The following is a 21,363-nucleotide window of genomic DNA, read 5'->3' as shown; positions in this document are numbered from 1 at the left end:
ACTATTTTCAAACATTATCTTTGACATCTTTATTAAATATATTCTAATAGCAATAAAAAATCAAGTATAGAAATCTTAAAATTTAATTAATATTACATAAACCTTGAATAATCATATATATTATTTTCTCCTATATAAATAAATATATAATTAATATACTTATGTAATAATTTCCTAAAGAGTAAAAAACCATTTAACTACAAAGTTAAAACTCTGCAATTAAATGGTCTTTCTATTAATAAACTCAAAATAGGGGTTGCTATTTTTGAGATTTATACTATTCCTTGAGCTAACATAGCTTCTGCAACCTTTATAAAACCAGCTATATTAGCACCCATTAATATATTTCCAGCTTCACCATACTCTTCAGCTGCATTTTTAGAATTTTTATAAATATTTATCATTATATCTTTAAGCTTTGAATCTACTTCTTCAAAGCTCCAAGAAAGTCTCATACTATTTTGTGACATTTCAAGAGCTGAACAAGCAACTCCTCCAGCATTTGCAGCCTTTGCTGGTCCAAACATAACTCCAGCTTTTTGGAATAATTCTATTGCACCTAAATCTGTTGGCATATTTGCTCCTTCAGATACAACTTTCACTCCATTCTTAATTAATATTTCTGCTGACTCTTTATCTATTTCTCCTTGAGTTGCACAAGGAAGTGCTATATCACATTTTATCTCCCAAATCCCTCTAAATCCTTCTACGTATTTAGCATTTGGTACGTAATCTAAATATTTTTTAATTCTTCCTCTTTTTACTTCTTTTATATTTTTAATTATATCTAAATTTATTCCATTTTCATCATATATATATCCATTTGAATCGCTTAGAGAAACTACTTTTGCTCCTAACTCTGTTGCCTTTTCACAAGCATATATAGCAACATTTCCTGATCCTGATATAACTACAATTTTATCTTTAAAACTTACTTTATTATCATTTAACATTTCTTCAGTAAAGTACACTAATCCATATCCCGTAGCTTCTTTTCTTGTTAAACTTCCTCCATAAGTAAGTCCTTTTCCAGTCAATACTCCTTGGTCATTAGAATTCCTAATTTTCTTATAGTATCCATACATATATCCTATTTCTCTAGCTCCAACTCCAATATCTCCAGCTGGAACATCTGTATCTAATCCTATATGTTTACATAACTCTGCCATAAAACTTTGGCAGAATCTCATAACTTCACGGTCAGACTTACCTTTTGGATCAAAATCCGAACCGCCTTTTCCTCCACCTATTGGCAAGCCTGTTAATGAATTTTTAAATATTTGTTCAAATCCTAAAAACTTTATTATACTTTGATTTACAGATGGATGAAATCTAAGACCTCCTTTGTATGGTCCTATTGCACTGTTAAATTGAATTCTAAATCCTCTATTAACTTGAATCTTTCTATTATCATCAACCCATGGTACTCTGAAAAATATTTGTCTTTCTGGCTCAACTATTCTTTCTAATATTCCTTCTTCTATATATTCTGGATGTTTTTCGAATACTGGCACTAAAGAATTAAGTACTTCTTTTATGGCATCTAAAAATTCTTTTTCTCCAAAATTTCTTTTTTCAACCTCATTTATAACTTTATTTACATATTCTCTTCCTAACATGTGCCCCAACTCCTTCATCTCTAATAATATATATATCATACATTATCATGGTATTTTTTGCTATATTTTTCTTAAATATTCTATATAATTATTAATTTAATAATTATATAGTGTATTTTATGTTTTTTTAAAATTTGAAAACATTTTTAAAAGTGTTATTAATCATCTAATAATTCTTCTCTTAAGATTTATTCCATAAAATTTATTTTCTATTTTTCTCAACATCTCTTATTATATATTCTATTACTTTAATATTTTTTCCCTTACTATGAATATAAATTGGTATTGCTGTTATAACTCCTACTGAAGTTCCACAAATTATATCCCACATAGTATCATTTAAATTTCCATTTTGAGCATGGAGCCCAAATAAAGAATCTGTTGTAAACTCCCATATCTCCCAAGCCCCTGCAACTGCTGTTGCAAATAAAATAACAAATATAACTGAAGCTAATGGATTAATATCTTTTCTTGATTTTTCATTAGTTAAATATAAAAATAACACATACCCAATTATAGCAATTACAGATCCAGATAATAAATGTAAGAATTTATCATAGTTAGTTATTGAGTAAAAATTCCATACACTTGCTAAATACATTGATAAAAATATAAAAGTCATATTTATATAATATATAGTTTTAGAACCTTTAAGAAAGCTCCTTATATACAATAAATATGCACCTACTATAGTTGCAAAAGTAAGTCCTATCCTAAAAAGTTTTTCTTCATCTCTTACTACAAAATAATATATAGCAGTTATTATTAATATAATAGTAAATATAACTGCAAATATAAATTCATTATTATATTTTTTATTTTTCATGACATCACCCCTATAATTTAATATTAAAGCTCTGTTAGATATTTTTGTTGATATGATGGTTGCATAATCACATATAATAGAAATTCTTAAACTAGTGAATTAGTAATGAAGTGACTTTCATATCAACAATTTCCTCTGACACAGTCAATATTAATAATTATAACAAATTATCAAACTTATTTTTATTTTATAAATATTCTTCACTAAATGTTAACTAACGATAAAATTCTTCTTTTTAAATAATATAAATGATGCTAACGCTCCAATAACTAATCCACCTAAATGTGCAAGATTATCTATATTAGGTATAGTTAAGCCTATAAGAACATTTAAACCTATTGTTTCTAATATATTTTTTACGTATCTCTTACCTATCTTCTCTTTTTCTTTTAGTCCAAATATAAGCATTGCTCCTAAAAGTCCAAATATAGCACCTGATGCTCCCACGGATACACTATTAGTACTAAACAAGTAACTAAATAAAGATCCACCTAGAGCAGATATAAAGTATATTAATATATATCTTTTACTTCCATATAAAGCTTCAACTTCTCTTCCTATTATATTTAGTGCACTCATATTAAAGAAAATATGCATTATTCCGCCATGTAAAAATGCTGATGTTACTAGTCTATAGACTTCACCACTGTTAATTAAAACATTAACTTTTGCGCCCATTTGAATCAAAGTATAAATATCTATATCGATTAAATTTCTAGATTTAATAACTTCAATTAGATATAATAAAATATTTACAATGATAATAGTATATGTAACTTTATATTCTTTAAAACTTATTTTTCTTTTGCTATCTATATTTGCTATATAATCTAAAATAGGTATAAAAGCTCTAGAACCTTCACTACAATATAGTACTTTTCTTTCTCTTAAAGAAAATATTAATTTATTATAATTACTTTCTCCGTAACTTATATACTCTTCAGAGGTTAAAATTATTAAATTTAAAATAAAAGATTTATCTAATGATTTTGATAGATATTCTCTTGCCTCATTTAAATCTACTTCCTCATCAGAATCTTTTACTACTATAACTGCAACAACTGTTTCTTCTAAATCTAATAATCCTATCCATTTATTTTTATTATGAAAATTACTGTGATAATCTCTCATAAAAAATTTTAGTTCTTTAGTTAATAAATTAAAAAATACCTTTTCAAACTTCTCCACCTTCATTCCCCCTTATAGCTAATTAATAAGCAATTGATAAAACTATTTACCAATTGCTTATATAAATAAGATATATAATTAATTAATTTCCTTCTCTAGCATATCTAAAAGTTCATTAAATCTATCTATAGTTGCTTCTAAAGGTTTGGAAGTTGTCATATCAACTCCGGCTTTCTTTAAAATTTCTATTGGATAATCACTTCCACCACTCTTTAAAAATTCAATATATTTTGGAACAGCCTCTTCTTTTCCTTCTAATATTGATTTTGCAAATGCTGATGCAGCTGCATATCCAGTTGCATATTGATAAACATAGAAATCTGAATAAAAATGAGGTATTCTAGCCCATTCAATATCAATTTCTTCATCTACTATCATACCTGGTCCAAAATACTTAACATTTAAGTCATGCCACTTCTGATTATAGTCTTCTGCAGTTAAAGATACTCCACTTTCCAAGCTTTCATGAGTATATAATTCAAACTCTGCAAACATTAATTGTCTAAATACCGTTGTTCTTATTTGCTCTAGTTCTTGATTTATTAAGTATAGTTTTTTCTTTTTATCAGTTTCCTTATTTATTAAATAATGGATAAGAAGTGCTTCATTTGTAGTTGATGCTACCTCTGCGCAAAATAATGTATACCCTGCATAAATATATGGTTGCTCTTTTCTTGAATAGTAAGAATGAATAGAGTGGCCCATTTCATGAGCTAGAGTTGAGACATCATGTAATTCATAATTATAGTTTAATAAAACATATGGCATTGTTTTATATCCACCCCAAGAGTATGCTCCACCTCTTTTTCCTTTATTTTGATATATATCTATCCAACCATCTTTAACACCCTTTTCAAATATGCTTAAATATTCTTCTCCTAATGGTTTTAATCCTTCTAGAACCATATCTACAGCATTATTAAACTCTATATGTTCCTTTGGTATTTCTATAACTGGCACATATAAATCACACATGCGCATTTCCTCTAATCCCAGTAATTTTTTCTTTAAATCAACATACCTATGTAAAGATTTTAAATTTCCATCTATAGTTTTTATAGAATTCTTATAAACCTCTACTGGTATATCATTTGGTTTTAAAGATGCTTCTAATGCTGAGTTATACTTTCTAACCTTTGCACTGAAATTAAAATTTTTTATAGAGCTTGTTAAAGTAGTTGCAAATGTATTTTCTAAGCCTTTATATTGATTAAATAATATTTTAAATGCTTCTTCTCTAACTTTTCTATTCTTACTTTTTATAAAGCCTGAATAATTCCCTTCAGTTAACTGAACCTTCTCCCCATCTTCATCTACTATATCTCCAAACTTCATATCTGCATTAGTTAACATATTATGAATTGAATGTGGTGCATCTAAGCAATCTGAAACTGAAGCTAATAATTCCTCTTGTTCTTTACTTAATATATGAGGCTTTTCTTTTAAAATATCCTCAAACATAAAATTATACATTTTTAACTTTTCATTACCATTTATTATATTTCTTATAAGCTCATCATCCAATGATAATATTTCTGGAACAAAATAAGCTGTATATGAGGCAAATTCTGCCATATAAGAATCTACCTTATTCATCATAGCCTGATATTTAGAATTAGATGTATCTTCATCAGATTTTAAATGAGCATAAACATAAACAATTTCTGCTTTTATTCCTAAATCAACATATTTTTCTAAGTACTCTAAAATATTTTCATCATTATTTAATTTACCTTCGAAATTTTTAAGGGATGGCGATTCTTTTTTTAATTCTTCAAATGCCTCTTCCCATTCCTCATCACTTGAAAAGATTTTATTAACTTTCCACTTATATTTTTCTTCTATTTCTTCTCTCTTTTTTAATACCTTTGATTCACTCATAATTTTTGCCTAATATCTTAGGCCCTCCTTTCTAATTATATTCTTCTTCCTTGCCTTCAATATCTTTAAAAGCATTTTCCATAGACTCTTCTATTAAATCTACACATTTTGATATTCTTTCCTTTATAAGCTCGTAATCATCTACATAATTAAATTTTATTAAAAAAGTAGGATTATATTCATCTAAAAGATCCTCTATTTCAAATTCTTCTTTTATAAAGGAATCATAATTAAAAACATCATATATTGCTGAGTATTCCCATTCTTCTACATCTTTATTTGTATCAAAATATAAATTTACAATTCCATCTAAAACAAAAAGTTTTTTTACGTATAAAGCTCCTTCTGAAACTTGAAAACTGCCTAATTCCTTTGTTATAAACCCTGTCTTCTTATCCTTTTCCATTAATACTAAACTTGAAAAATCCATATATATTCCTCCAACCTATTTACTTTAGTTTTATGTAACTTACCTATATTATATGTTTTATCCATAGAATAAAGCAATATATGTATTTATTTAGTGGTAATTTATTCTACATGCATGTTTCAAAATACCTTATTTCGGTAAGAATACCAATAAGAAAAAATTTAGGCTTTGTTAGAGGAAAATGTCTAAAAGAGCCAAAAATCAAATTTAATATTAATTTAATTTTTATGTTTAAAAGTAATTCTTGCAAATTATTTGCATTTTCATATATAATAAGTCTAGAATATTTAGGAGATGATTTTTAAATGATTAATATAAAAGACTTATGTTTTTCATATTCTAATAAACCACCATACTTACTTAATAATATAAATTTAAATATACCTAAAGGTATATATTTATCTATAGTTGGTGAAAATGGAAGCTGTAAAACAACCCTTATTAAATTAATACTTGGATTATTAAAACCAACATCTGGGTTAATTGAAATAAAAACAGACTCAATTGGATATGTACCTCAAAGGCTAGATTCTTTTAACTCTCAGTTTCCAATTACAGTTAGAGAAGTATTGTCATGTCATAAAAAGACATTGAAAAATAGCGCTATAGATATATCTAATATACTTGAAAGTGTTAATATGCTCAATTATGAGAATAGATTATTAGGAATGTTATCTGGAGGGCAACAACAAAGGGTTCTTGTAGCTAGAGCATTAATGGGAAATCCTGATATTATTATTCTTGATGAACCTTCTACTGGAGTTGATGAAGCAAATCAAATTGAAATATATAGTGTTTTAAAAAAGTTAAATGAAGTTAATAAAAAAACTATTATATCAATAGAACATAATATAGATATTGCTTTAAATAATTCTACTCATATACTTAAAGTTAATAGTGGAGAAATTTCATTATTTACAGTTGAAGAATATAAAGAATTTAGAAATAAAAATTTAAAATTAAATGATGCTATTTAAGTTTATTATATTAGAAAGGTAGATTTTATGTTTCAATTAGATTTTATGCAAAATGCCTTTATGGCTGGCTTTATAATATCAATACTCTGTCCTTTTATAGGACTTTTTTTAGTCCTTAGACGTTATTCCATGATTGGTGATACCCTTTCTCACTCTTCCTTTGCTGGAGTTGCTATAGGATTAGTTATAGGGGTAAATCCTTTAATAACTGCTTTCTTGTTTACAACTTTTTGTGCAATAATTATAGAGTTACTAAGAGGTTATTACAAAAAATATGCTGAACTTGTGATGTCATTAGTATTAACTTTTAGTTTAGGAATTGCAATAATTTTAATAAGTAGTGGAAAAGCTTCTGCAAAGGTAAATTCCTTTCTATTTGGAAGTATCCTTACAGTTTCTAGAGAAGATATTCTACTAATACTAACAGTTGGAATAATATGCTTATTATCATTGATTTTTCTTTATAATAAACTTATATATATAACTTTTGATGAAGAAGGAGCAAAAACCTCTGGTATAAAAGTAAAATTGATAAATTATATTTTTACTATCTTAGTAGGTGCTACAATTTCTATGTCAATACGAGTAATGGGAATACTTGTTATTTCATCTATAATGGTAGTTCCAGTAGCTACTGCTATGCAGTTAAAAAAAGGTTTTAAATCAACATTATTATACTCTATACTTTTTGGAATGATTGACATTATGCTGGGTTTATTCCTATCTTATTATATAAATAGTGCTCCAGGGGGTACAATTGCACTTACATCTGTATTTACTCTTATTATAGTTATAATTATTAATAAATTTTTTAACTTTAAATAATGTAAACAAAAAAGTTTAGGCTTTAATATTAAAACCTAAACTTTTTTTATTTACCCTTTTTACATTTATCACAAATTCCATTAAGCTCTAATTTGTGCTCAGTTAGACTAAACCCAACTTGAGCTTTTATAGCCTCTTCTATTTCTTCCATTGGACATGGTATTTCTACAGACTTATGACATACATCACATTTTAAAGTATGTTTATGACTTTCTCTTTTAAGGATATATATTGCAGGTCCGTCTATATTTATCTTTTTTATTATATTCTTTTCTTCTAACAACTCTAATGTCCTATATATAGTACTAAGATTTAAATTTTCATTTTGATTTTTACATTCACAATATATATTTTCTGCTGAAAGCCCCTTATCAGAAGACTCTATTATATTTAAAATTGAAATTCTTCCTGCTGTGACCCTAATTCCATTTTCTTTCAAATAAATTTCCCAGCTCATTTTATTCTCCTAACGTTCTAATCTTTATATAATTATATCACTAATATTCTACATATTAAATATTAAAAAAATATCATTTTAAATCCTAATGCTAATAGTATTAATCCACCTAACAAATTTGAATATTTGCATATAAAATCAACTTTTCTGGCATATCTACACATAAAAAATCCTGTTGTGCATATTATCAAAGATATTAATCCAACTAAAATAGCATAAGTTAATAACAATAATGAGTAAACTTCATGAAAGGCTGTAAATCCAACTACTAAAGCATCAATATTTACTGACATACCTAAAATTATATACATTGATTTCTTTATTAAAATATAATCATCTTTATTATCCTTCTTAAAGTATTCTAATATCATTATTATCCCTACTAATACAACTACGACTCCACATATCATATGAGGGATGGCTACAATATATGTATCAAAAAACTTTCCCCCTATTCCTCCTAACAATATAAATAAAAATTGAAAAAATGCAAATGAAATTATAAACCCTATTTTATTTCTTCTTTTTAATATAGGATTTATACCTAAAGTTATACTAACTCCAAGTGCATCCATAGCTAAAGCTATACCTATTAAAATCACTTCTCTCAATTCCATATTATAGAAACCTCTCCAAATTATATAATTATACTTTATATATAATTATAAAGTGTAGTATTTATGTATTATTTTTTTTTAATAAGTACTTTTAATATGACAAATTTTATTGTATATTATTAAATAGAGTATATAATATATTAAAAAGTATATCATATTTTGTAATTTTATATAAAGGAGAGTAACTTAATGGCGAATTGTATAATTGCTCAATCTGGAGGTCCAACATCTGTTATTAATTCTAGTGTGGTAGGTTTGTTACATGCAAATAAAGATTTAGGTTCATTTGATAAAGTTTTTGCAGGTTTAAATGGAATTGAAGGAATATTAAATGGAAATATAATAGAATTATCTTCCTTCTCAGAGGATGAAATAAATGCATTCAGATACACACCATCTTCTGGTTTAGGTTCTTGTAGATACAAAATGAAAAACTTAGAAGAATCAAGTGAAGAATACGACAAACTTTTAGATATATTAAAAGTAAATAACATAGAAGCATTTTTTTATGTGGGTGGAAATGATTCAATGGATACCATTGCTAAACTAGGTAAATATGCTAAACAAACTGAAATAGATATAAAATTTATAGGTATTCCAAAGACAATAGATAATGATTTAATGTACACTGATCATACTCCTGGCTTTGGTAGCGCTGCAAAGTTTATTGCTACAACAGTACTTGAAACATATTTAGATTCATCAGTTTACATAAATAACGGAATATTTATTCTAGAAACAATGGGTAGAGATACAGGCTGGCTTGCTGCATCTTCTTGTATAGCTAGACTAAATGGAGAATCAGTTGCAGATTTTATATATTTACCTGAAGTTGCTTTTAGTACAGAACAATTTCTTTTAGATGTTAGAAAAAAATTTAAAGAAAAAAATAAAGTCTTCATAGTAGTTTCTGAAGGATTACGAAATTCTGATGGAAAATTTATAACTGAAGTTGAAAAACAAGCTCATGATAAGTTTGGACATGCTCAACTTGGAGGTGTAGGCTCCTATCTTAAAAACTTAATAATACAAGCTGGTATAACCTCTAGAGTTAAGTCTTTAGAACTAGGTGTATTGCAAAGATGTGCAATTCACTGTGCTTCAGATATTGATTTAGTAGAAGCCTTTGAAGCTGGTTACTCAGCATTAAAATTTGCACTTGCTGGAAATAGTGGATATATGGTTGGAATAAAAAGAGAATCTAATTCTCCTTATAAATCATCTCACTTTCTTGTAGAAGCAGATAAAATAGCTAATAATGTTAAATACTTCCCTAAGGAATTAATTAATGATGAAGGAAATCATATAAAAGAAGAAGCTTTGGAATACTTCTTACCACTTATTTCTGGCACTCCTTCATTAGTTTTAGATAATCACTTACCAAAATTCAAAACAGTTTGTAAATAAGTTAAAGCAAAACAGGTAATCTATATTGCCTGTTTTTTTATATTCAATAATATTAACTTTTATATCAAGTAAAAATTTAATATAAATTTGCAATTTGCTTAGCCTAATACCTTAGAGTATAATAAAATTGGAATTATGAAATTTAGTAAACTTTATATAGATTTAATATCACAAGATAATACTAGGAGGATAAAATGATAGTTTTAAGTTGCAAAGATATATCGAAAAGTTACGGAATACGAGATGTATTAAAAAATATTACATTTTCAATTAATGAAGGAGATAAAGTTGGAATTATCGGAGGCAATGGAGAAGGAAAATCCACTTTATTTAAAATAATATCTAAGGAAATATCGCAAGACTCTGGTGAAATATTTATAGATAAAAATAGAACTATCGGCTATTTAACACAACATGTTGATTTAGACTTAAATAATACTATATATGATGAAATGAACTTAGTTTTCAAAGAAATTATTGATATTGAAAATAGGCTACATACTCTAGAGGTAAAGATGAGTGAACCTTATGATGAGAATAATGCAGCATATCATGAAAAAATTATAAAAGATTATACTACACTTCAAGATTTATATTCTCATAAAGGCGGCTATACATATAAAGGTGAAATTTCAAGGGTATTAAAAGGTCTAGGCTTTTTAGAAGATGACTTTTATAAAACTATAAATACCCTTAGCGGAGGTCAAAAAACTAGAGTTGCACTTTGTAAGCTTCTTTTAAAGAATCCTGATATAATTTTACTTGATGAACCAACTAACCATCTTGACTTAGAAGCCATTGAATGGCTTGAAGAATATTTGAAAAATTATAAAGGAACTGTTTTAGTTATATCACATGATAGATTCTTCTTAGATGCTGTTACAAACAATACCTTTGAAGTTATTAATGGTCATGTTAATTGCTATAATGTTTCTTACACTAAATTCATTGATCAAAGAAAGAAAAATTATGAAGCTCAACTTAAAGCCTATAACCTTCAGCAAGCTGAAATTAAAAGACAAGAAGCAATAATAGAAAAATTTAGAAGCTTTAACAGAGAAAAAAGCATAAGAGCTGCTGAAAGTAGAGAGAAAGCTTTAGATAAAATGGAAAAACTAGATGAACCTGATAAAGAAAAGGAAGCCTCTAAAATTAAATTTGAAACTTCTGTAAAAAGTGGTCATGATGTTCTTCATATTGAGAATCTATCTAAAAGCTACGGAGATAACAAACTATTTTCAAACCTTAATTTAGATATTAAAAGAGGTGAAAAAGTAGCTTTAATCGGAGAAAATGGTCGTGGCAAAACAACACTTTTCAAAATAATCTTAGATAACTTAGATCCTGATAAAGGCAAGGTTATTCTTGGTACAAATGTAAATGTTGGATATTATGATCAAGAACAATCCGATTTAAATTTAGATAAAACTATATTAGATGAAGTATGGGATGAATTTCCTAATTTAACTACTTCCAAGTTAAGAGGTGCATTAGCATCATTCTTATTCACTGGCGATGATGTTTTCAAAATAATAAATACCCTTAGTGGTGGAGAAAAATGCAGAATTAATCTATTAAAGCTCATGTTATCAAGATCAAATTTATTATTGTTAGATGAACCTACAAACCATCTTGATATAATGTCAAGAGAGGCACTTGAAGATGCTCTTTTAAGCTATGATGGTACATTAATGGTTATATCTCATGATAGATACTTCTTAAATAAAGTAATTAATAGAATACTTGAACTTAATGAAGATGGTATTAAGGAATTTTTAGGAAATTATAGCTATTATCAGGAAAAGAAAATTAATCCTAATAGATTTGAAATTTTAGAAGAATTAGCAAACGGAAAAACTAAAACTCGATTAAAAGATGAAAAAAAGAAAAAAAGAGAAATTGAAAAAGAGGAAAAGGTCTTAAAGCTTAAAATAAAAAAAATTGAAGATGATATAGCAACAGGTGAAGATAAATTACTTTCTCTTCAAGAGCAGCTTTGTCTTGAAGAAATTTATTCTAATCCATTTGAAAGCGAAAGAGTAAATAAAGAAATAAAAGAGTTAGAAGAAAAAATCGCTCAATTATATGAGGACTGGGAAGATTTTGATAACTAAAAGGGACTGACTAAAGACAGTCCCTTTATTTTATATAAGATTTCTATATTATCTTTTTCCTGTTGAGCCAAATCCGCCCTCTGCTCTTTCAGTTTCACTAAGCTCTTCTACTTCATCAACTTCAACATACCATACAGGCTTAACTACCATTTGTGCAATTTTCATGCCTTTTTCAACCACAAATATTTCTTTTCCATGGTTTATTAATATAATTCCTATTTCACCTCTATATCCTTCATCTATAGTTCCTGGAGTATTTAAAACTGTAATACCATTCTTTAAAGCAAGTCCACTTCTTGGTCTAACCTGTGCTTCTGTTTGAGGTGGTAACTCTATCTTTATTCCTGTTTTTATTAATGCCGTTTCTGATGGATTTATTTTTACTTCTTCTACTGAATATAAATCTAATCCAGCATCACCTTTATGTGCATAATTAGGTATTATAGCCTCACTATGTATTTTTTGGACCTTTAATTTAAATTTATTCATTTGTATTCCTCCCCTAAAAATATTATCTATATTGTAACAAGTTATTCTTATTTATGTCTACACTTATTAAATTTAAAATAAAAAGAGATAAATTTAATCTTTAATTTATCTCTTTTTATAGGTGTATAAATACTTAAACAAATTCTCATCCTATCTTCTATAATAAGCCATCTTTATTCTATTTATTACACATATACTAGAAAACTTATTATTCTTATCTATAGTAACCTCATTCCACGTATAATAGGCAGGCTTCTCAAAGAATCTTCTATCAATTATGGAAATAACTCTATAACAGCCGTTTTCTAAACTATCAAACATAACTTTTCCCTTTTCATCAGTAATTTTTGAGTCATATAATTTAGGCGATACTCCATTTAATAAATATAAATTAATTCTTGCTCCTTTAAGATCTACTCCATCTTTACTAGCAAGCTTTGATATAACCTCAATAGTTCCTTTTTCTTCTACTTGATTATAGCTCTTAAAACCAATATCAGAATCATTCTCTATTTCGGAGTAAATATCACTATATCTTTCTGAATATTTTTCATCCTGCCAAATATTTTCACTAAAATTACTTTCTATTATTTTCTTTTCTTCTTCCTTATTACATATGTTGTCTTTATTAATAGTCTCTACAGGTTCTTCATCTCCGAACTCTCCATCAACATTAATAAATAGATTTAAATTTCCACTCTCATCTACTGCATATTGATCCTCTTCGTAATTATTATTTTCATCACTATGATATTGATCATCTATCGTTATCTTCATATATACCTCCAAAGCATAATATAGTTACATAATATGCTTTGCATTACAATTTGGTGATAAAATTATTTTAATATGCAATTATATCATCATATTAACAGCCTCATCAAACTCAATAGGCTTACTAAAATAATATCCTTGTATAACATCACAGCTAATTCTCTTTAAATATTCTAGTTGTTCTTTAGTCTCTACCCCCTCTGCGACTACTAGTAAATTTAAATAATGTGAAAGTTCTACAATACTATTTATTATATAATCACTTTTTTCTTCTATAATTATCCCATCTATAAAGCTTTTATCTATCTTTAGAACATCTATTGGCAAGGTTCTTAAATAACTTAAAGAGGAATATCCAGTACCAAAGTCATCTAGTGCTAAAGTAACTCCAAGCTTCTTTAACTTTTCTAAAGTACTTATATTCTTTTCAGCTGATTTCATTATTATACTTTCTGTTATTTCAAATTCTATATATTCAGCATCTAAATCATACTTTTTTAATGAATAATATATAAATGATAAAATTTCTTCATCTCTAATTTGCACTTCTGATAAATTAATTGCCATTTTAAATTTTTTATCAGTTTTCAAAGTAAGCTCCTTACACTTTTTAAAACTTTCATCTATAATATACTTCCCTATAGGTATTATAAGCCCTGAATTTTCTGCTATTGGTATAAACTCATTTGGAGATACTACACCTAATTCATTACTATGCCATCTAACAAGTGATTCAAATCCTATTATATCTTCTGTATCAACCCTAACCTTAGGCTGGTACAACAGTTTTATTTCTTCATTATCTATAGCTATTCTTAAGCCTTTTTCAATATTAAACTCTCTATTTAAAATTTCTAATATTCCTATATCAAAAAATTGATATCTATTCTTTCCATTTACTTTTGCAATATACATTGCCATATCTGCTCTCTTTAATAGTATGGCTGTTTCTTTCCCATCTATAGGGTATATACTTACCCCTATACTTAATGTACAAAAAACCTCTTTATCGTTTATTATTATTGCTTTGCTTAATTTTTTTATTATATTATCTAAAATAGCTTTAACTTCATGTTTGTTCCTCAAATTATATTGAGCTATTACAAACTCATCTCCCCCATACCTTGCAAAAAGAGAATCTTCTATTTCCATATCATTTATAATTTTTGAGAACTCTCTTAATAATAAATCTCCAACGTCATGCCCGTATGTATCATTAATATATTTAAAATTATCTAAGTCTATAAAAATGTAAGCTATTTCTTCATTTGGATGATTTATTATATGATTTGTAACTTCTCTTACAAAATATCTTCTATTTGGAGTCCCAGTTACTTCATCATTAAAGCTTAAATAATTAATTTCTATTTCTTTTTCCTTTCTATCTGTTATATCTGAAAGAGCCCCATAAATAAATAAATCTCCATTTTTCTCTAATGTCTTTTTACCTTTGCTTTGGATCCACACTACTCTATTATCTTTGCTTAATATTCTATATTCAATAGAATAAAATTCCTCATTCTTTGAATTTATTACTTTTTCTATTTGCTTCTTATAGGTATCTATATCTTCTTCTAATATATATTTTTGCCATTTAGAAGCTGAAATAATTAAATCTCCTTTTCCATCTATGTCTAAATATCTCTTTATGCTATTATCAACTGAGATTATATTTTGATTAACATTCCACCAAAACACTATATCCTTAGACCCTTGTAAAGCTAACCTACTTTTATTTTCTATAAGTTTATTCATATTTTCTATTCGTTTTCTTTCTGTTATATCAACAATAAATCCCGATAAATAGAAAACATTATCTTTTTCTTTTCCCTTTCCTTGAATTTTGACTATTAATTTCTCTCCATTTAAATTTCTAATTGAATGTTCTAAAATAAAATTATCTAACGTTCTATTTGCTATTATATTTTCAATAAATATTCTTATATCTTCTTTTTCATCTTCATCAATAAAAGAAAACCATTGTAAAAAACTTTTTATATCTTCATTAATCTTTAAAATATCTTTTATTTTTTCAGATACATATAATTTTTCATTCTCACTATTCCATTCCCAAATAGCGCCTTCTAATGCATCTACTGCCATTGTATATTTTCTTTTATTAGACTCCGCTAATTTATACAACTTCTTATACTTTCTATTTGTATATACTAATCTAAGCATTAATAACAAAATCATAATAAGGAGCAGAGAAGATATATTTTCAAAATTAATTTGAAATAATATCATAATAAACCACAAGATAGTAAATATGAAAATATAATTTTTTTCTTTTTTTCACAAATATCACCAATGCCTTTTCTTTAAAATGGTACTAATAATTATATATTTTATCATATCCTTCCATCTATTAACATATTCCTAATACTATTAAATAATAAAAAAGTGGACATATGTAAGTTTGCTTATTCCGTCACTTCACTCCAAGTCAACGCAAATTTACATATGTCCACTTAAAAAATGAAGGAAAGAAATTATATTTAATTTCCAAATAATAAATATTGTATTCTATAATTTTTTAGGAATACTAGTAATAATGCTATTAATTTTAGGAGGCTAGATAGTATGAAAGTTAAAATTTTAGAAAAATATTTAGTCACTCTATCCTTAGTTTTAACATTCTCTTTTTCTTTTATAAACGATGTTAAGGCTTTAGATAATAATGAAAAAACATCTAACGAAACTGGAAATGAAAAAATTGTATATCTTACATTTGACGATGGTCCTGGCGGGAGACCAACTATCGAAATTTTAGATATATTAAAAAGAGAAAATGTTCCTGCTACATTTTTTGTTATAGGAAATCAAATAGAAGGTCAAGAGAAAACTATATTAAGAATGAAAAACGAAGGTCATAGCATAGGACTCCATAGTTTTTCTCATAATAGGCAAAAACTTTATTGTAATGATGAAAACTTTTTAAAAGAAATGCTTCAGGATCAGGAAATATTATACGAAGTGACTGGGGAAAAATATAATATATTAAGATTTCCCTTTGGATGTAATAATAACTCTTATAAACTAGATCAAAAGTTAGTAGATTTATTACACAAGAACAACCTCAAGATATATGACTGGAATATTGATAGTGGAGATGGAGCTAATGCTAAATTAGATCCTAAAACTATTTCAAAAAAGGCTTGTACTAATGGAGATAAAAATACAGTTGTTATTTTAATGCATTGCTCACACATAAATAAAAATACTTCTTCAGCATTACCTTCTATAATTAAGTATTATAAAGATAACGGTTATATATTTAAAGCAATTGACGAAAGTACACCTGAATTATATAAGATAATGAAAAAATAGTACATTAGCCATAATATGAGCATCTTATATTATGGCTAATTATTTTTTTATTATAAAACTATTTACTTATTTGTAAACCGCTAGCTTTTAATGCTATTCCAACTGCCTTATATAGTGCTAGTCCTAATAATATATTCATTATTGAAGCAGGTATAACAACAATAAAAACTAAACTAGTAAATGAACCTGGTAATCCTACTAATATACTTGCTGATCCCAAAAATACTAATCCACTTAATATAGTTCCAAAGCTTAAAGCTAGTACCATTTTTATATTGTTATTTACTCTAGTTCCCATAACTTTAAACATAAAGTAAATTACATTTGCAGTTACTATTTTGTCTATAATATTAGGTAACTGACCTCCAGGAAACTTAGTAGTTAATGCTGTTAATACCCCTATTATTATACTTGATATTAAAGCGCTTTTATAATCACTATTTATTATTATAATTATAAATAACATTGCCAAAGCAAAGTCTGGTTGCATTGGTAATCCTAAAGCTGGTGTAATTTGATGTAATAGAGTTCCTATAGCTATTAATATTGCATTTAACATCATTCTTTTTACATTCATATTTCTATTCATACTAATCTCTCCTAATTTTTAATAATTTATTAAATTAAACTTTTTTATCTCCTCTAGTTCATAACATAATTACCAGCTCCTTTAATTATTAATTTAAATAAAAAAACGCCCTATACAAATTGTATAGGACGATATTACTCCGCGTTGCCACCTAAATTGCTTTTAAAGCCTCTCTCTCAGGTACTAACATACCTTATTCCTTATATCGTAGGACTTACGGATCAACTACTTTAATAAATTTCGTATCACTCCTCAGAGGCCCATTCACTATTTGCTATAGTACCGAAATCACACCACCTTCGGCTCTCTGAAACCTTACATAATAGTTACTATCCCTCATCAAAGGAATTTTTAATATTGATTTAATACTATACTATGTTATTTTATACTAATTGTCAATAATTTTTAGCGTCTTTTTTCTATTTGGAATTATTATCATAAAAGTAAATAAAACTAATAGTAGAACCCCTTTTATTATGCTTGTACCACTTATACTCCACCAAACACCATTTATTCCAAATGATTCTATATTACTTAATAAAATAGCTAATGGTATTCTTAATCCTGTAAATACTATACTAACCCAAGAAGGCGTTACTGTATTTCCCAAACCTGAAAATGCTCCTGCAGTAGTTATTTCTATACACATAAATAGTTGAGAATATCCTAAAATTTTTAGATATACAGCTCCTTGTGAAATAGCTTCTAACTCTGGTATAAATATCGAGAAAACTCTTTCACCCGCAAAAACTAATAGTATTGTAGAAAAAGTTCCTACTACTATAGCCATAATCATAGTAGCCTTATACCCCTTTAATATTCTATCCCATCTATTTGCACCATAGTTTTGACCAACAAAAGCTGTTAATGCAGCAGCAAACCCCTCTGCTGTCATCCAAGATATTGCTTCTATTTGAGATCCAACTTTTTGAACAGCAATTGAAACTGATCCCCAAGATGCAATAACTCTACCTATTACCATTGCAAAAAAAGCAAACATACAATTTTGAAGAGCTGTTGGAATTCCTAACTTGCATATTCTATAAATACAAGTTTTATCTATATATTTTTTATTTTTTAAACTTAAACTATATCCATTTTTAATGAAAGATACTATAAAGATAATTGTAACTATTACTTGAGCTCCAACTGTAGCTAAAGCAGCTCCTGCTACTCCAAGCTTAGGAAATCCAAAGAGCCCAAATATCAATATCGGATCAAATACTATATTAAATACCAATCCAATTGTATTAATTAAAAAAGGAATTTTACTACTACCTGAAGCGTTAAAAATCCCCGTAAATAAAGGATTCAAAAAGCTAAATATCATTCCAATAGAAACTATTATTAAGTAGTCTACCGCCATATTTGTTATCCTGAAATCTCCTAAATTAAAGAAACCTATTAACTGATTTCTAAAAGTAATTAATATAGCTGTATAAATTAATGCAATCAACATATTTATTAATAAACTATTATATATAAATTTATTTTTTTCTTTGAAATCTTTTTTACCTATAGATTGAGCCACTCCTACTTCTGCACCTATTTTAGATATAAATACAAGTGAATTTCCAAACCAAGTAAAAAACCCTGCTGTTCCTACTGCTGCAACTGCATCACTACCAATTCTTCCAACCCACATCATATCTATCATATTATAGGCCATCTGTATAAATGATGTTCCTAATATAGGTATAGATAGCTTCAACAATGTACTTGTTATATTTTCTGAAACTAAATCTACTGACTTTTTCATATATGCCCCCTTTAACCTGCTAATACTCAACTTTAAATTATATATTAACTAAAAATTTTTTCAATATTTTTTTGAACAAGTTTTATTTTATAATTAATATTATTAAAATAAAACTATTAAAAAATAAAGGATTACTAAATGTAATCCTTTATTTATTTAACATGCCAATTATATTTTCAAAATGATCAGGCTTGCTATAATAAAACCCTTGTACAGTATCACAATCTATACTTTTTAAATAGTCAACTTGTTCCTTTTCTTCTACTCCTTCTGCAACAACTGTAATGCCTAACTTATGTGATAGCTGAATTATATTTTCAACTATATATCTGCTTTTATCATTTTCAGTCATATCAATAACAAAACTTCTATCAATTTTTAGTACATCGATTGGTAATTTGGTTAAATGGTTTAAAGAAGAATATCCTGTACCAAAATCATCTAAAGCAATAGATGTACCAAGCTCTTTTATTCTTAGCAAACATTCTATATTTCTATCAACTGATTTCATTATCATACTTTCAGTTATTTCTACCTCTATATACTTAGGTGAAACGTTAAATTCTCTTACTAAAGAGTTAAAGTACTCTATTAAATCATCTTCTCTTAATTGTATTTCAGATAAGTTAACTGCAATTTTAAAATCATCGTATCCTTCTGACAATAAATACTTTACTTTCGCAAAAACTTCTCTTAATACAAACTTTCCTATAGGTATTATAAGTCTAGTGTTTTCTGCAATAGGAATAAATTCGGCAGGACTTACAAATCCTATTTCCTTACTTTTCCATCTAAGTAATGCTTCAAATCCATTTACCTCATCATCTGTAAGTCTAACTTTAGGCTGAAATATTACAAACATTTCATTATTTTCTAATGCTGTTCTAAGGCCTCTTTGAATTGAATAAATTCTATTTATCTCTCTAGATATGTTGTTATTAAACATTTGCCATTGATTTTTTCCATTACTCTTAGCAATATACATTGCAGCGTCAGCATTTTTTAATAAGACTTCAAAATCCTCACCATCGTCTGGAAAAACTGCTATCCCTATGCTAGCAGAAGAATAAATACTATTACCATTTATATTATATGGATTTTTTAATATATCCATAACCTTTTTTGCTACAATATTTATTTCATTTAGACATTTTATTGATGGCATAAACATTAAGAATTCATCTCCACCAAATCTACATATTAATTTATTATCTGCAAATAGCTTTTTTAAATCCTCAGAGAACTTCTCTAAAAATATATCTCCGCACTTGTGGCCATAAGAATCATTTATAAATTTAAAATTATCTATATCTATTATTATTAAGGCTCCTCTAGACTCTAATAAAATATGATTTTCAAGTTCTTTTTCTATTATATTTTTAAATCGTTTTCTGTTATTTAATCCTGTAAGTTCATCATAACAAGTTATATATTCCAATTTTAAATGAGTTTCTTTTTCCTTTGTTATATTATGTATATATCCTTCAAACTCTATAAATTCACCATTTCTATTTTTCTTAATTTGTCCTTTAATACTGATCCATACTTCTTCACCAAATGTGTTAATTATCTTTATCTCTATTTCTTCTAAATCATTGTCTATAGCATTAATTAAAGTATCAATATAGTCATTATGTAAATATTTTTTAAATTCTTTAAAATCAGTTACAATAAATTCATCGTCCAGTCCAATAATTTCTTTATTATTACCATAAAGCATAATTAAATTTTTTTCTATGTTAGCCGAAATAAATAGTCCCTTAATGGACTTTATAAAAGATTCTTTTGAACTTAATAGCAACTCCTTTTGCTTATCTTTTAAGTCCAAAGAATCTTTACCATCATCATCCAGGGAACCAACATCCTTGTTATAAATCTTTTCCCTAATCATAACTCTTAATCCTTCTCAAAGTATATTTTCTATCGCTTTTTATTTTTAAAACTAACTATTAATTATCTACTTTTACCTTCGAATCATCATTTGATTTTTTTTTATTATCATTAATTAATGTGGCAACTAAAGTAGCTCCTGCTGCCACCAATACTGCTAACTTTCCAAAATTTTTAAGTTTCATAATTCT

At 26.8% G+C, this 21,363-nt stretch carries 19 protein-coding genes and 1 other annotated feature; of the genes, 5 read left to right on the top strand and 14 right to left on the bottom strand.

All coding sequences use genetic code 11. The features are described from left to right. Positions 1-272 precede the first annotated feature (272 nt). From gdhA to ACZJV1_RS05775, 5 genes are all read right to left on the bottom strand, one after another. Positions 273-1,619: an NADP-specific glutamate dehydrogenase gene (gene gdhA, locus ACZJV1_RS05795; RefSeq protein ID WP_460288068.1), complete on the bottom strand. Its 1,347-nt coding sequence runs from the start codon at positions 1,617-1,619 to the stop codon at positions 273-275. Positions 1,620-1,821: 202 nt separating this feature from the next. Beyond that, a complete protein-coding gene (locus ACZJV1_RS05790; RefSeq protein WP_460288069.1) occupies positions 1,822-2,445 on the bottom strand; it encodes a hypothetical protein in 624 nt (207 codons plus the stop codon). 210 nt (positions 2,446-2,655) lie between these two features. Next, positions 2,656-3,633 carry a rhomboid family intramembrane serine protease gene (locus ACZJV1_RS05785; protein ID WP_463651721.1) on the bottom strand — a complete coding sequence of 326 codons (978 nt, stop codon included), beginning with the start codon at positions 3,631-3,633 and terminating at the stop codon, positions 2,656-2,658. A gap of 78 nt (positions 3,634-3,711) precedes the next feature. Then, positions 3,712-5,514 carry an oligoendopeptidase F gene (gene pepF, locus ACZJV1_RS05780; protein ID WP_463651720.1) on the bottom strand — a complete coding sequence of 601 codons (1,803 nt, stop codon included), beginning with the start codon at positions 5,512-5,514 and terminating at the stop codon, positions 3,712-3,714. Between the two features lie 31 nt (positions 5,515-5,545). Beyond that, entirely contained in the window at positions 5,546-5,944 is a 399-nt protein-coding gene (locus ACZJV1_RS05775; protein ID WP_322379199.1) for a DUF6762 family protein, read from the bottom strand. A 305-nt stretch (positions 5,945-6,249) separates the two neighbouring features. Between ACZJV1_RS05775 and ACZJV1_RS05770 the strand changes: the two genes are divergently transcribed. Both ACZJV1_RS05770 and ACZJV1_RS05765 read left to right on the top strand, forming a co-directional pair. Continuing rightward, positions 6,250-6,921, top strand: coding sequence for a metal ABC transporter ATP-binding protein (locus ACZJV1_RS05770; protein ID WP_460288074.1), 672 nt, complete (start codon positions 6,250-6,252; stop codon positions 6,919-6,921). A gap of 27 nt (positions 6,922-6,948) precedes the next feature. Beyond that, entirely contained in the window at positions 6,949-7,746 is a 798-nt protein-coding gene (locus ACZJV1_RS05765) for a metal ABC transporter permease (RefSeq protein WP_411170289.1), read from the top strand. A gap of 46 nt (positions 7,747-7,792) precedes the next feature. Here ACZJV1_RS05765 and ACZJV1_RS05760 read toward each other — a convergent pair whose 3' ends face one another. Next, positions 7,793-8,203: a Fur family transcriptional regulator gene (locus ACZJV1_RS05760; RefSeq protein ID WP_460288076.1), complete on the bottom strand. Its 411-nt coding sequence runs from the start codon at positions 8,201-8,203 to the stop codon at positions 7,793-7,795. Positions 8,204-8,265: 62 nt separating this feature from the next. Beyond that, entirely contained in the window at positions 8,266-8,820 is a 555-nt protein-coding gene (locus tag ACZJV1_RS05755) for a manganese efflux pump MntP (protein WP_411170287.1), read from the bottom strand. A gap of 189 nt (positions 8,821-9,009) precedes the next feature. Here ACZJV1_RS05755 and ACZJV1_RS05750 point away from each other — a divergent pair, with 189 nt between their 5' ends. Continuing rightward, complete coding sequence (locus ACZJV1_RS05750) at positions 9,010-10,227, top strand: 6-phosphofructokinase (protein WP_460288078.1); 1,218 nt, start codon at positions 9,010-9,012, stop codon at positions 10,225-10,227. Between the two features lie 194 nt (positions 10,228-10,421). Then, positions 10,422-12,341 (top strand): ABC-F family ATP-binding cassette domain-containing protein, encoded by a 1,920-nt coding sequence (locus ACZJV1_RS05745; RefSeq protein ID WP_463651719.1) that lies wholly within the window; start codon positions 10,422-10,424, stop codon positions 12,339-12,341. Between the two features lie 48 nt (positions 12,342-12,389). Here ACZJV1_RS05745 and dut read toward each other — a convergent pair whose 3' ends face one another. The 3 genes from dut to ACZJV1_RS05730 form a co-directional block, all read right to left on the bottom strand. Then, complete coding sequence (gene dut / locus ACZJV1_RS05740) at positions 12,390-12,830, bottom strand: dUTP diphosphatase (protein WP_411170284.1); 441 nt, start codon at positions 12,828-12,830, stop codon at positions 12,390-12,392. A 150-nt stretch (positions 12,831-12,980) separates the two neighbouring features. After that, the gene (locus tag ACZJV1_RS05735; protein WP_463651718.1) at positions 12,981-13,607 is read right to left on the bottom strand and encodes a calcium-binding protein; all 627 of its coding nucleotides are present in this window, start codon (positions 13,605-13,607) and stop codon (positions 12,981-12,983) included. A 78-nt stretch (positions 13,608-13,685) separates the two neighbouring features. Continuing rightward, on the bottom strand, positions 13,686-15,746 hold the full coding sequence (locus tag ACZJV1_RS05730; protein WP_463651717.1) for a sensor domain-containing protein: 2,061 nt from the start codon (positions 15,744-15,746) through the stop codon (positions 13,686-13,688). Between the two features lie 441 nt (positions 15,747-16,187). On the opposite strand from ACZJV1_RS05730, the gene ACZJV1_RS05725 reads away from it, so the two are divergent. Further along, the gene (locus ACZJV1_RS05725; RefSeq protein WP_463651716.1) at positions 16,188-16,934 is read left to right on the top strand and encodes a polysaccharide deacetylase family protein; all 747 of its coding nucleotides are present in this window, start codon (positions 16,188-16,190) and stop codon (positions 16,932-16,934) included. Positions 16,935-16,992: 58 nt separating this feature from the next. Here the strand turns inward: ACZJV1_RS05725 and ACZJV1_RS05720 are convergent, their stop codons facing one another. The 4 genes from ACZJV1_RS05720 to ACZJV1_RS05705 all read right to left on the bottom strand — a co-directional run bounded on the left by ACZJV1_RS05720 (position 16,993) and on the right by ACZJV1_RS05705 (position 21,357). Further along, the gene (locus ACZJV1_RS05720; protein WP_460288087.1) at positions 16,993-17,523 is read right to left on the bottom strand and encodes a tryptophan transporter; all 531 of its coding nucleotides are present in this window, start codon (positions 17,521-17,523) and stop codon (positions 16,993-16,995) included. Positions 17,524-17,644: 121 nt separating this feature from the next. Beyond that, positions 17,645-17,875 (bottom strand) — a binding site (T-box leader). Positions 17,876-17,911: 36 nt separating this feature from the next. After that, the gene (locus tag ACZJV1_RS05715; RefSeq protein WP_463651715.1) at positions 17,912-19,282 is read right to left on the bottom strand and encodes an MATE family efflux transporter; all 1,371 of its coding nucleotides are present in this window, start codon (positions 19,280-19,282) and stop codon (positions 17,912-17,914) included. Positions 19,283-19,430: 148 nt separating this feature from the next. Continuing rightward, on the bottom strand, positions 19,431-21,173 hold the full coding sequence (locus tag ACZJV1_RS05710) for a sensor domain-containing protein (RefSeq protein ID WP_463651714.1): 1,743 nt from the start codon (positions 21,171-21,173) through the stop codon (positions 19,431-19,433). Between the two features lie 58 nt (positions 21,174-21,231). Further along, the gene (locus ACZJV1_RS05705) at positions 21,232-21,357 is read right to left on the bottom strand and encodes a hypothetical protein (protein WP_411170277.1); all 126 of its coding nucleotides are present in this window, start codon (positions 21,355-21,357) and stop codon (positions 21,232-21,234) included. Positions 21,358-21,363 lie beyond the last annotated feature (6 nt).

It is taken from the genome of Clostridium sp. LS3 (genome assembly GCF_055330225.1).
This window is presented reverse-complemented; position numbering and strand designations above follow the sequence as displayed.

What these genes read in the sequence shown, in the direction of transcription:
- gdhA (WP_460288068.1), bottom strand. Translation starts at nt 1,619, where the DNA reads ATGTTAGGAAGAGAATATGTAAATAAAGTTATAAATGAGGTTGAAAAA.
- ACZJV1_RS05790 (WP_460288069.1), bottom strand. Translation starts at nt 2,445, where the DNA reads ATGAAAAATAAAAAATATAATAATGAATTTATATTTGCAGTTATATTT.
- pepF (WP_463651720.1), bottom strand. Translation starts at nt 5,514, where the DNA reads ATGAGTGAATCAAAGGTATTAAAAAAGAGAGAAGAAATAGAAGAAAAA.
- ACZJV1_RS05775 (WP_322379199.1), bottom strand. Translation starts at nt 5,944, where the DNA reads ATGGATTTTTCAAGTTTAGTATTAATGGAAAAGGATAAGAAGACAGGG.
- ACZJV1_RS05770 (WP_460288074.1), top strand. Translation starts at nt 6,250, where the DNA reads ATGATTAATATAAAAGACTTATGTTTTTCATATTCTAATAAACCACCA.
- ACZJV1_RS05765 (WP_411170289.1), top strand. Translation starts at nt 6,949, where the DNA reads ATGTTTCAATTAGATTTTATGCAAAATGCCTTTATGGCTGGCTTTATA.
- ACZJV1_RS05760 (WP_460288076.1), bottom strand. Translation starts at nt 8,203, where the DNA reads ATGAGCTGGGAAATTTATTTGAAAGAAAATGGAATTAGGGTCACAGCA.
- ACZJV1_RS05755 (WP_411170287.1), bottom strand. Translation starts at nt 8,820, where the DNA reads ATGGAATTGAGAGAAGTGATTTTAATAGGTATAGCTTTAGCTATGGAT.
- ACZJV1_RS05750 (WP_460288078.1), top strand. Translation starts at nt 9,010, where the DNA reads ATGGCGAATTGTATAATTGCTCAATCTGGAGGTCCAACATCTGTTATT.
- ACZJV1_RS05745 (WP_463651719.1), top strand. Translation starts at nt 10,422, where the DNA reads ATGATAGTTTTAAGTTGCAAAGATATATCGAAAAGTTACGGAATACGA.
- dut (WP_411170284.1), bottom strand. Translation starts at nt 12,830, where the DNA reads ATGAATAAATTTAAATTAAAGGTCCAAAAAATACATAGTGAGGCTATA.
- ACZJV1_RS05735 (WP_463651718.1), bottom strand. Translation starts at nt 13,607, where the DNA reads ATGAAGATAACGATAGATGATCAATATCATAGTGATGAAAATAATAAT.
- ACZJV1_RS05725 (WP_463651716.1), top strand. Translation starts at nt 16,188, where the DNA reads ATGAAAGTTAAAATTTTAGAAAAATATTTAGTCACTCTATCCTTAGTT.
- ACZJV1_RS05720 (WP_460288087.1), bottom strand. Translation starts at nt 17,523, where the DNA reads ATGAATAGAAATATGAATGTAAAAAGAATGATGTTAAATGCAATATTA.
- ACZJV1_RS05715 (WP_463651715.1), bottom strand. Translation starts at nt 19,282, where the DNA reads ATGAAAAAGTCAGTAGATTTAGTTTCAGAAAATATAACAAGTACATTG.
- ACZJV1_RS05710 (WP_463651714.1), bottom strand. Translation starts at nt 21,173, where the DNA reads ATGATTAGGGAAAAGATTTATAACAAGGATGTTGGTTCCCTGGATGAT.
- ACZJV1_RS05705 (WP_411170277.1), bottom strand. Translation starts at nt 21,357, where the DNA reads ATGAAACTTAAAAATTTTGGAAAGTTAGCAGTATTGGTGGCAGCAGGA.